We start from the raw sequence: 11,811 nt of genomic DNA on the forward strand, positions 1-11,811 counted from the left end.
GACAGAAACAGGTAATCAGTGATGTTTGGCAGACGCGGAAGCGAAGGATTTGGCAAGGGTGGGGCGGGGGCCGGAACGGTATCTCCGGCTCCGCCGCCGGCTGCCGTTCAGCCGCAGCGTGCGCCGTCGTTCGATCCGGTCGGCGAAGAGCCGGTGGTGCGTCAGCAGGTGGCCCCGCCGCCGCTTCAGGCACCCGCTGCCGGCGGGCCGCGCAAGCGTCCGCCGCGCACCCAGGACTATTACGATACGAAGAGCCAGGTCTTCTCGGCGCTGATCGACACGATCGACCTTTCGCAGCTCGCCAAGCTCGACGGCGAAAGCGCGCGCGAGGAAATCCGCGACATCGTCAACGACATCATCACCATCAAGAACTTCGCGATGTCGATCTCCGAGCAGGAGGAACTGCTCGAGGACATCTGCAACGACGTTCTCGGCTACGGTCCGCTCGAGCCGCTGCTGGCGCGCGACGACATCGCCGACATCATGGTCAACGGCGCCGGCCAGACCTTCATCGAAGTCAACGGCAAGACGATCGAGTCGGAAATCCGCTTCCGCGACAATTCCCAGCTCCTGTCGATCTGCCAGCGCATCGTCAGCCAGGTCGGCCGCCGCGTCGACGAAAGCTCGCCGATCTGCGACGCGCGCCTTCCCGACGGCAGCCGCGTCAACGTCATCGCCCCGCCGCTCGCCATCGACGGCCCGGCGCTCACCATCCGTAAGTTCAAGAAGGACAAGCTCAACCTCGACCAGCTGGTCAAGTTCGGCGCGATCACGCCGGAGGGCGCGCAGGTCCTGCAGATCATCGGCCGCGTCCGCTGCAACATCGTCATTTCCGGCGGTACCGGCTCGGGTAAGACGACGCTTCTCAACTGCCTGACCGGCTATATCGACAAGGAAGAGCGCGTCATCACCTGCGAGGACACCGCGGAACTCCAGCTGCAGCAGCCGCATGTGGTGCGCCTCGAAACCCGTCCGCCCAACATCGAAGGCGAGGGCGAGATCACCATGCGCGACCTCGTCAAGAACTGCCTGCGTATGCGCCCCGAACGCATCATCGTCGGCGAAGTGCGCGGACCGGAGGTCTTCGACCTGCTCCAGGCGATGAACACCGGCCATGACGGCTCGATGGGCACCATCCACTCCAACACGCCGCGCGAATGCCTCAGCCGTATGGAATCGATGATCGCCATGGGCGGTTTCAGCCTGCCGGCCAAGACTGTGCGCGAGATCATCTCCGGCTCGATCGACGTCATCATCCAGGCCGCCCGCCTGCGCGACGGTTCGCGCCGCATCACCCACATCACCGAGGTGATCGGCATGGAAGGCGACGTCATCGTCACCCAGGACCTGATGCGCTACGAGATGGACGGCGAGGACATGAACGGCAAGATCATCGGCCGGCACGTCTCGACCGGCATCGGCAAGCCGCATTTCTGGGACCGTGCGCGTTACTACAACGAAGAGCGTCGCCTCGCCGCCGCGCTCGACGCCATGGAAAAGAACAACAAGGAGATCTAGGCGCGATGTTCGGTTTCGATCCCCTGGTGTTGGCCATCATCGCCCTTGCGGCCGTCGCGACGGCTGGCATCGCCTACGGGATCCTGTATTCCCGTATCGAGGTCGACAAGAAGACCGCGAGCCGCATCAGCCGGGTCAAGGCTGCCGAAACGGACACCGCCAAGGTCAAGGCAGCCCGCGACCGGGTGCAGGAAATCTCCAAGCGGCGCAAGTCGGTGCAGGATTCGCTGAAGGACATCGAGCGAAAGCAGGAAGAGAAGACCAAGAAGATCGCCAGCGCCAGCCTGAAGTCGCGGCTGGTGCAGGCCGGGCTGACGGCGACGCCGAGCCAGTACTACATCGCCAGCGTCACGCTCGGTCTGGTCGTGCTGGTGTTCGCCTTTCTCGGCGGCATACCGCTGCTCGTGACGTTCGGCATGGCCTTCGTCGCCGGTTTCGGCCTGCCGCGCTGGATCCTCGGCTTCCTGATCGGACGGCGGCAGAAGAAGTTTCTCGGCGAGTTTCCCAATGCGCTCGACGTCATGGTGCGCTCGATCCGCTCCGGCCTGCCGCTCAACGACGCGCTCCGCCTGATCGCCGCCGACGGGCAGGACCCGGTCAAGTCGGAATTCCGCCGCGTCGTCGAATCCCAGCAGGTCGGCCTCAGCGTGCCCGAAGCCTGCACCCGCATGATGCTGACCATGCCCCTGTCGGAAGTGAACTTCTTTGCCATCGTCATCGCCATCCAGGCCCAGGCCGGCGGCAACCTGTCGGAATCGCTGTCGAACCTGTCGCGCGTTCTGCGTGACCGCAAGAAGATGCGCTCCAAGGTCCAGGCGCTCTCGATGGAAGCCAAGGCCTCGGCCGCCATCATCGGCGCGCTGCCGTTCATCGTGGCGTTTCTCGTCTACATGACCTCGCCGAACTACATCATGATCCTCTTCACCGATCCGCGCGGACACCTGATCCTCGGCGCCTCGGGGGTCTGGATGTCGATTGGCATCCTCGTCATGCGCAACATGATCCAGTTCGACATCTAGGGAGGGACCATCATGGAGCAGCTGGCCGCAAGACTGACCGACCCCGCCATGGTCGTCGCCGTGCTCGTCGCGATCGCGGTGTTCGCGACGCTCTACACCATCGCCATCCCCTACATGGAGCGCGGCGACCTCAACAAGCGGATGAAGGCCGTTTCGACCGAGCGCGATCTCATCCGCGCCCGCGAGCGGACCCGTCTGAATGCCGAGGGAACGCACGGCAAGACGAGCCTGCGGGCCAGCAACAACCGCTCTGTCCGCCAGATCGTCGAGAAGTTCAACCTGCGCCAGGCGCTGGTCGACGACGCGACGATGGACAAGCTCAAGGCCGCCGGCTTCCGCTCGCAGAACGCGCTCAACATCTTCCTCGTGGCGCGCTTCCTCCTGCCGTTCCTGACGCTGACGCTCACTGCGGTGTGGATCTTCGGCCTCGGCAACATGGCGGAAAAGGCCTTCCCCGTTAGGCTCTTGGTGACCATCGTCGGCGGCTATGTCGGCTTCTACCTGCCCAACATCTACGTCACCAACCGCATGAAGAAGCGCCAGCATTCGATCCGCCGCGCCTGGCCGGATGCGCTCGACCTCATGCTGATCTGCGTCGAATCGGGCATCTCGATCGAGGCTGCCATGCGTCGCGTGGCCGAGGAAATCGCCACCCAGTCGACCGAACTGGCCGAGGAAATGGTGCTGACCACGGCCGAGCTCTCCTTCCTGCAGGACCGTCGCACGGCGCTGGAAAACCTCGGCAACCGCACCCAACTCGACGGCGTCAAGGCCGTGACCCAGGCGCTGATCCAGGCCGAACGTTACGGCACGCCGATCTCGCAGGCGCTGCGCGTGCTGGCTCAGGAAGGCCGCGACGAGCGCATGAACGAGGCCGAGAAGAAGGCCGCCGCCCTGCCGCCGAAGCTCACCGTGCCGATGATCCTGTTCTTCCTGCCCGTGCTCGTCGCGGTCATCCTCGGCCCGGCCGGCATCCAGGTCTCCGACCGATTCTAGTGATTCCATAGTCCGCGTCCGATTGCCGCCAGCAACCTCGTCGGCTAACACTCGGCAATCGCGCCTGGCCGTCGCATCCGCCGGCTAGGGCTCGTTGGCGGGCGCCGGTCCACGCGCGGCCCTGGGGAACGGAGATCCGCATGTCTTCCATCGCAATCCTGCTCAGCATCGTCGGCACCGTCTTGATCGGCGCCATGAGCCCGGGACCGAGCTTCGTGCTCGTCTCCCACACCGCGATCATCCGCTCGCGCAGGGCCGGCCTTGCCGCCGCGCTGGGCATGGGGATCGGCGGTGCGATCTTCGCCCTTCTGGCCCTGGCCGGCCTTCATGCACTGCTGGTCCGGGTCGAATGGGCCTATCTGCTGTTCAAGCTGTTCGGTGGAGCCTATCTCGCCTATCTCGGCGTGCGCATCTGGCGCGGCGCGAGCCTGCCCCTGCCGCCGGAGCGGGCAGGGCGCGCGGATCAGGGTACGGCCGCCTGGAAGAGCCTGGCCGCCGGCCTTGCCACCCAGCTCAGCAATCCGAAGACCGCGCTGGTCTATGGCAGCATCTTCGCCGCCTTCCTGCCGGAAGCGCCGCAGCGCTGGCTGTTCACGGCACTGCCGCTTGGCGTCTTTGCCGTCGAGGCGGGATGGTATGCGCTGGTGGCTTTGGTCTTTTCAGCCGAGCGGCCGCGGGCCGCCTATGGCCGGGCAAAGCACGTCGTCGACCGCATTGCCGGCGCGGTGCTGGTCGGGCTCGGCGTGCGGCTGATCCTCGATGCGGTCAGGATGCGCCCGGTTTGAGGGCAGCCGTCCGCCCGGGCTTGCGTCCCGGATCTCAGTTGGTGTTCTTGTCGGTTTTGCTGTCCTTGGCGGCCAGCTGCTTCCAGGAATTCTGCTGGCTCATCATCGAGCGCAGATAGGCGACGTTCGCGTCGGCCTGCTGCGGGTCGAGTTCCTGGCGGGCGATCTGCTCGGCCTCGGGGAAGCGTCCCTGCAGGCCGACGACCAGCGCCAGGTTCTGGCGCACGCGGCTGTCGGCGCCGGGCTGCTGCGAGGCAGACTTGAGATAGGTCTCGGCGGTTCTCAGATCCCCGCCCAGCACGTAGGACATGCCGAGATTGGACAGGATGGTCGGATCGTTGGGCTTCAGATCCAGCGCCATGCGGTAGCGGTCGCGGGCCTCCGGCGAACGTCCGAGCTGGTCGAGCACGGCACCTTCCGCCGAATAGAGACGCCAGTCGGGGCGATCGGGGGTCTGCGCCCGGCCGATGGTGGCGAGCGCCTGTTCCAGCTGGCCGGCCGCCGCCTGCGCCTTGCCGAAGGCGGAAAGCACTTCGCGGTCGGACGGGTGAGCGATCGCGACCTGCTGCATCACGGCGAGCGCCTGCGTATTGCGTCCGGTCATCATCAGGATGTTTGCGTAGGCGAGGCCGTTGTTGCGGTCCTTCGGGTTGCGCGCATAGGCAGAGCCGATGCTGTCTGCGGCCCGCGTCAGTTCCGGTGCGGTCATCGTCTCCACCGGCTTCGACAGCCTGGGGATCGAACCCGTCGTCAGTTCCTTCTTCGTCGTCGAGCAGCCGCCGAGTGCCGCCGTGGCGACCAGCAGGCAGACGCTGCCGAAGAAGCCGATGCGATGACGTGTCGAAGTCTGCCGAAGAGCCATGTCGCTTATCCTGGATCGGTTTGCCGGCGCCGCGGCCACGTCCCGGCGGACGAAGGCGGCGCAACCTCCACTCAAGCAATAATCTGTTAACCCTAACGGAGTGTTAATAGCGCCAACCCGAGTTGATTCTCCCCCAGAAGGCAGGCCATGGTCCCGTATCAGTATATCGAAAGACACACACCCTTCAGCACGAAGGGCGGCCACACGCTTCCCGTCTTCGCGGTGACCCCGGCCCATATCGAGACCGGCACGATCGATCCGATCGCGCTGGACTGGGCACGCAAGGCCGGCTTCAAGGCCGATGCCGGCGCCCTGCTTCTGATCCCGACCGCCGACGGCCATCTCGGCGGAGCGCTGTTCGGCCTCGGCAGCAATCCTTCGGACAATCCCTTTCTCTCCGGCAAGCTCGCCCGCAGCCTGCCTGCCGGCGAGTGGCACATCGAGACCGCGCCGCTGACCGCCAATCGCCTGCTGCTCGGCTATGGCCTCGGTGCCTATCGCTTTGGCCGCTACCGCTCGGAAAAGCCGGTCGAACCGACGCTGATGATCCCGCAGGACGCCGACGCCGCCGACATCAAGCGGCAGCTCGCCGGCATCTACCTCGCCCGCGACCTGATCAACACACCGACCAACGATATGGGCCCCGCCGATCTCGAAAAAGCCTTCCGGGCGCTGGCCGATCATTACAAGGCCGAGGTTTCGGTCGTGGTCGGCGATGGCCTCCTTGAGCGCAATTTTCCGCTCGTCCACACCGTCGGGCGGGCCAGCGCCCAGGCGCCGCGCCTGCTTGAGCTGCGCTGGGGCAAGAAGGGCCATCCCAAGGTGACCCTGGTCGGCAAGGGCGTGTGCTTCGACACCGGCGGCCTCGACATCAAGGGGTCGGCCAACATGCTGCTGATGAAGAAGGACATGGGCGGCGCGGCCAATGTCATGGGCCTTGCCCTGATGATCATGGACGCCAAGCTGAAGATCGACCTTCGCGTCATCGTCCCGGCGGTCGAGAACTCCATAGCCGGCAATGCATTCCGCCCGGGCGACATCTATCGCAGCCGCAAGGGCCTGACGGTGCAGATCGACAATACAGACGCCGAAGGCCGGCTGATCCTGGCCGACGCGCTTGCCTATGCCGACGAGGACAAGCCGGATCTGCTGATCGACATGGCGACGCTGACCGGCGCTGCCCGCGTCGCGCTCGGCCCCGACCTGCCGCCCTTCTTCACCGACGACGAGGACCTTGCCGATCATCTCATCGATGCGAGCCTGGAAACCGACGATCCCTTGTGGCGCATGCCGCTCTACAAGGGTTACGAGAAGAACATCCGCGCCCAGATCGCCGATCTGACAAACGCGCCCGCCGGCGGCATGGCCGGATCGATCACCGCGGCCTTGTTCCTCAAGCGTTTCGTCGACAAGTCGACCCGGTGGGTACATTTCGACATCTTCGGCTGGTCGCCCTCCGAGCGCCCGCATTCGCCGGTCGGCGGCGAGGCCCAGGGCATTCGCGCGCTCTACCGCTATCTGCGCACCAATCTGCGCTGAGGCCGGGTTCGAGCGGCGCGCCGGCCTCAGGGTCGGCGCGCTTGCAATGCCGCGCCGATTGCCGGAAAAGAAGAAGTGACAACGACGTTCCGGATCGGTGCATGAGTGTTGAACTGACCGCCAGCGAGGCTCTGGGCCTGTGGCACAAGGTGACCCTGCAACAGGTGCAGCAGGACAAGCGCGACCTGACGCTCAGGCAGATGGCGATCCTGTTGCAGATCTATCTCGTGCCGCCGCCGCACACCGTGCGCGGCCTTGCCGCGACGCTCGGCGTCACCAAGCCGGTGATCACCCGCGCGCTCGACACCATGGGCGAAATGGGCCTGGTCGACCGCGTGCGCGACGAGCGCGATCGTCGCAGCGTCATCGTCAAGCGCACTGTCGGCGGAGCGCTCTTCCTCGAGAAATTCGGCGACCTGATAATCGATCAGGGCCGCAGACTGGGTTACTAGGGCAGGGGCTTCCTCCGGCTTGGCACAGGCCCTGGCGTTTCGTTTCCACACAAGTCTGGCCTTATGTAGCAAAGGCACCAAGGTTACGGGAGGACGGCTCCCGTGATTGACAAGGATTCTCAGCGCCAAACATGCAAGACATGCAACAGGAAAGACAAGTTCAATTACCACGTCGATGATGACGTATGGTGCGCTATAATCCCGCCACTGCTGCGGGATGGCGTAGTTTTTCTATATTGTTTTGAGGAAATGGCCGACCGCAGCGGGGTCTCGTACTATGATGCGCTGCGGTCGCTTTTCTTTTCGGATCATAAAACAATTTTCGAATTCGCAGTGAAGTGGGGTATCGAATGATATCCCTACTTTGTGCAGGTTCCCGCCTTATCTTTCGCAAGGCACTCGTTGCAGAGTTCTCCACCAGCCGGCTTAGACGGCTGCTCCTTGTAATCCGTAGTTGGCCAGTTGCTGCAATTCCTGCACCAATGCCACGTGTCCTTCCCATTCCGCTTTCTGTATGCCACCCCAAGCCCTCCATTTTAGGTTGCGTGAAATTTATAACACGCGAATCCTATGGTTGCGAGTCCGCTGCGGGCGCATTTCTTCGTTTCATTCTGTCGGCACTCATGCCCAAACCATCGGACCACCCAAAGCATGGAGTGAAAAATCAGGGCTTTTCTGCTATTTGAATGATGGTGCCTTTGCTACATAGGGCCGCACATGTCCGGCGCCAGGACCGCTTGGCACTTCTGCCGGAACAGCATTTGAGAGAGTATCATGGCACTGGACCGCAGACTGCATGCCTATCGTGACGACCTCGCCGACACGGCGCTTCAAGGTCAGGTGACCGCCGCCCGTTTCGCCTCCGGCGAGCCCGCCCGCATCACCGTCCCGGTGACCGGGCTCCGACCCAAGCCGGATGCCGCAAGCGGCATCGACACCGAACTCCTGTTCGGCGAGGACGTCACCGTTTTCGACCGCGCCGACGGCTGGGCCTGGGTCCAGGCGAAGTCGGACGGCTATGTCGGCTACCTGCCGGAGAGCGCGCTGGCCACCACCGCCGATCGGCCGACGCATCACGTTATCGTGCCGCGCACCTTCCTCTACCCGGGCGCCGACCTGCACTTTCCGGTATCCGCCGCGCTGTCCATGGGCAGCCGCATCGCGGTTGCCGGCGAGGCCGAGACCCGCGGCACCCGCTACTTCCTGCTGGCCGACGGCCGCGCGGTGGTCGCCGGCCACTGCCTGCCGCTTGGCACTTACGCCACCGACGACTTCGTGGCGATCGCCGCTCGCTTCCTCGAGACACCCTATCTCTGGGGCGGCCGGTCCGGCTTCGGCATCGACTGTTCGGGCCTCGTCCAGCTGGCGCTGCAGATGACGGGACGGGCCGCGCCGCGTGATTCCGACATGCAGGCCGCAGGGCTTGGCGCGGTCATCGCCCGCGAGGAGCTGCGGCGCGGCGATCTGGTCTTCTGGAAGGGCCATGCCGGCGTCATGGCCGACGACAGGACCCTGCTGCATGCCAATGGCCATACCATGACCGTGGCGCTCGAGGATTTCGAGGCGGCGGTCCAGCGCATCGGCTGGCTCTATGAAATGCCGACCGGCTATCGCCGGCCGGTCGCCTGAAGCGCGCCAAGGGGCGCGATGCATCCGGCGAGGACTTCCATCGCCGCGACCGCGACCCCATATGGACCGGGACTGGATTTTGATCTGCTAGGGATGGGTGCCGTGGACGAAGCAAGGACGGACAGCACGGGTGCGAATCGTATCGGCAGGGCGCTGATGGCGATCTGCGCCGTTTCGGCGGTGCTTCTCGCCGCCGCGACGAGTTATGCCGCCGAGACGAAGTCGTCGAAGAAGCTCACCGTCCCGCCTGAAACCTTCCAGGACCTGCCCGGCGTCAAGCCGCAGGGCGAACTGCAATTCGGCTCCCCCTACAGCTGTGAGACGGTCGTCCGCATGGTCCGCTCGCGCAACGAATTCGGCTTTCACGACGGCAGCATGCCGGTCAGGGTCTATCGCTGCACGCGCGGCGGCGCGGTCTACGAAAGCAGCCAGCCGCCCAATCCCTCCGGCGGCTGGTATCCGGGCGTCAATCCGCGGATCATCGACCGCTGAGCGGTCCCAGCCTGCACGGTTGGAAGGCCTGGATCCCCCACCGGAAACAAAACAAGAAAGCCCGGCGAACCGGGCTTTCTTGTTTTGTTTCCGGACCGCTAGACACGGTCTGAAACGGGAACTTGGTGCCGGAAGAGGACCCAAATATAGCTGTTAACTAGCTGATACATAGTGATTATTTGTAAAATAGAAAACAGTATTGCCATCAATTCGGCTTCGACGCGACGATCGATTTCGTCAGGGGGGATTTCTTGCTGTGACGCGCGACAATGCCAGCGCGGCGGGTTGCCGCCATGATCCTGTGGTGCGGCAGGCGCACGGCCATGGGCAAGTCACGGTTCAATATAAGAAAGTATGCATCTTCGTAAGCTGGCTGGATTGGTAATCCTGTCGGCGCTTTTTTTTCAAGCAACAGGTATGGTTGTCACCTTGGCGAAGGTTATGGCATGGTTGAAACCATTCCATGTAAGCATTCCGCGCGGGAGGCGCCGGCCATGACTACGCAGATTTTCGATGATATTCTTATTGGTACCGGCGCGGTCAGCATCACCGATGATGCCCAAGTCACGGCGAACGCGGTTATCGGCCTTGCGGACGGCGTCTTTAATGTCGGCATGACGGCGACGGGGTCCGGCCATGTGATCGAGGTGCTGGGCGCGATCTATGGCTCCGTCGGCTCACTGATCATGGGCGCAAACGCCAGTGCCTTCAGCGATAACCAGCTGATCGTCGGCAGCACCGGCATGCTCTTCACCACCGGCGACGGTGTCCTGATCCTGGGCGGCCAATCGTCGGTGAACAATGCCGGCGCCATCAACGGCGAGAGCGGCATCATCCTGCACGCGGTTTCAGGCGTAACCACCTCGACCATTACCAATACCGGATCGATCATTTCCCATTCTACCACCAATACGGGCAATGCCGGCATCGCGCACGTCGGCAGCGAGACACTGGTTATCGTCAACAGCGGCCTGATCAAGGGCCTGCAATCGTTCCGGGCGACTTCGGCCACGAGTACAGACGAGATCACCAATAGCGGCCTGATGGTCGGCGATATCCTGCTGGGCGCCGGAAACGATCTTTACGACGGTCGTCTGGGCCGGGTGTCCGGCGAGGTGCAGGGCGGCGCCGGCGATGACCTCCTGCGCGGTGGCGATGCCGCCGAGACACTTGACGGTGGCGACGACGCCGACACGCTGGAAGGCAATGGCGGCGCCGACACGCTTGTCGGTGGCGCCGGCGCCGATGCGCTCGATGGCGGGGCGGGCGCCGACACGCTGGATGGCGGCACCGGCGACGACACTTATGTCGTCGACGCCGCCGGGGATGTGGTGATCGAGGCGGACGGCCAGGGCGACGACACGGTCAACGCGGCAATCTCCTATGCGCTGACGGACCATGTCGAACGGCTGACGCTCACCGGAGCGGCCAACCTCGACGGCACCGGCAATGGGCTCGACAACACGCTCTCCGGAAACGCCGGCAACAATACGCTGGATGGTGGCACCGGCGCCGACCGGATGGAAGGGGGCGCCGGCAACGACACCTATATCGTCGATAATGCCGGCGACGTGGTCGTCGAGACAGTCGGCAACGGGACAGACACGGTGCAGGCGGCCGTCAGCTTGACCCTGGGAGACAATGTCGAAAATCTGACGCTGCTCGGCACCGCCAACCTGAACGCCACCGGCAACAGCCTCGGCAACCTGCTGACGGGCAACAGCGGCAACAATGTGCTCAACGGCCGCGCCGGCGCCGACACCATGGCGGGGCTGGCCGGCAACGACACCTACATCGTCGATTCGCTTGCCGACGTCGTCGTCGAAACCGTCGGCAACGGCACAGATACCGTGCAGACGGCCGTCAGCTTGACCCTCGGCGACAATTTCGAGAACCTGACATTGCTCGGCGCCGGCAATCTCAACGGCACCGGCAATGGCCTGGCCAACATCATGACCGGCAATTCGGGCAACAACATCCTCAACGGCCGCGGCGGTGCCGACACCATGACGGGGCTGGCGGGCAACGACACCTACATTGTCGATTCCGTTGCCGATGTGGTCGCCGAGGCCGTGGGCCAGGGGACCGACACCGTGCAGGCAGCGGTCAACTGGACGCTCGGGGACAATATCGAAAACCTGACCTTGCTCGGCGTCGGCAACATCAATGGCGTCGGCAATGCGCTCAACAACCTGCTGACCGGCAATAGCGGCAACAACATTCTCAATGGCGCAGGCGGCAACGACACCATCAACGGCGGCGCGGGGGTCGACAGGCTCTTCGGCAATGTCGGCAATGACACGCTGACCGGCGGGACCGGCGCAGACACCTTCGTCTTCCAATCAACCCCGAATGCCGCAACCAATGTCGATACGATCACCGACTTTTCGGTGGCTGACGACACGATTTCGCTGGAAAACAGCGTTTTCACCACGATCGGCGCGGTCGGCGTGCTCGCGGCCGCGGCCTTCGTGCGCAACACCACCGGCCTCGCCCAGGATGCAAGCGACCGCATCATC

At 64.1% G+C, this 11,811-nt stretch carries 10 protein-coding genes; 9 read left to right on the forward strand and 1 reads right to left on the reverse strand.

Translation table 11 applies throughout. The features are described 5' to 3' along the window. Positions 1–21 precede the first annotated feature (21 nt). The 4 genes from L867_RS0119600 (at position 22) to L867_RS0119615 (ending at position 4,318) form a co-directional block, all read left to right on the forward strand. The gene (locus tag L867_RS0119600; RefSeq protein WP_028738439.1) at positions 22–1,518 is read left to right on the forward strand and encodes a CpaF family protein; all 1,497 of its coding nucleotides are present in this window, start codon (positions 22–24) and stop codon (positions 1,516–1,518) included. Positions 1,519–1,523: 5 nt separating this feature from the next. Continuing rightward, the gene (locus tag L867_RS0119605; RefSeq protein WP_028738440.1) at positions 1,524–2,537 is read left to right on the forward strand and encodes a type II secretion system F family protein; all 1,014 of its coding nucleotides are present in this window, start codon (positions 1,524–1,526) and stop codon (positions 2,535–2,537) included. Positions 2,538–2,546: 9 nt separating this feature from the next. After that, positions 2,547–3,533, forward strand: a complete 987-nt coding sequence (locus L867_RS0119610; protein WP_028738441.1) for a type II secretion system F family protein — start codon at positions 2,547–2,549, stop codon at positions 3,531–3,533. 140 nt (positions 3,534–3,673) lie between these two features. Beyond that, positions 3,674–4,318, forward strand: a complete 645-nt coding sequence (locus L867_RS0119615) for a LysE family translocator (protein WP_028738442.1) — start codon at positions 3,674–3,676, stop codon at positions 4,316–4,318. Between the two features lie 34 nt (positions 4,319–4,352). On the opposite strand, the gene L867_RS0119620 is transcribed toward L867_RS0119615, so the two are convergent. Then, on the reverse strand, positions 4,353–5,180 hold the full coding sequence (locus L867_RS0119620; protein WP_051439107.1) for a tetratricopeptide repeat protein: 828 nt from the start codon (positions 5,178–5,180) through the stop codon (positions 4,353–4,355). Between the two features lie 147 nt (positions 5,181–5,327). Here L867_RS0119620 and L867_RS0119625 point away from each other — a divergent pair, with 147 nt between their 5' ends. The 5 genes from L867_RS0119625 to L867_RS26580 form a co-directional block, all read left to right on the forward strand. After that, entirely contained in the window at positions 5,328–6,719 is a 1,392-nt protein-coding gene (locus L867_RS0119625; protein WP_028738444.1) for a leucyl aminopeptidase family protein, read from the forward strand. Between the two features lie 101 nt (positions 6,720–6,820). Then, a complete protein-coding gene (locus L867_RS0119630; RefSeq protein WP_028738445.1) occupies positions 6,821–7,171 on the forward strand; it encodes a MarR family transcriptional regulator in 351 nt (116 codons plus the stop codon). Positions 7,172–7,942: 771 nt separating this feature from the next. Next, positions 7,943–8,800 (forward strand): C40 family peptidase, encoded by an 858-nt coding sequence (locus tag L867_RS0119640; RefSeq protein WP_169734104.1) that lies wholly within the window; start codon positions 7,943–7,945, stop codon positions 8,798–8,800. Positions 8,801–8,902: 102 nt separating this feature from the next. Continuing rightward, positions 8,903–9,292: a hypothetical protein gene (locus L867_RS0119645; protein WP_028738447.1), complete on the forward strand. Its 390-nt coding sequence runs from the start codon at positions 8,903–8,905 to the stop codon at positions 9,290–9,292. A gap of 494 nt (positions 9,293–9,786) precedes the next feature. Next, the coding region (locus tag L867_RS26580) for a beta strand repeat-containing protein (RefSeq protein ID WP_084638652.1) at positions 9,787–11,811 on the forward strand (2,025 nt) is incomplete at its 3' end.

The organism is Paenirhizobium selenitireducens ATCC BAA-1503 (assembly GCF_000518785.1).
Lineage (GTDB): Bacteria > Pseudomonadota > Alphaproteobacteria > Rhizobiales > Rhizobiaceae > Allorhizobium > Allorhizobium selenitireducens.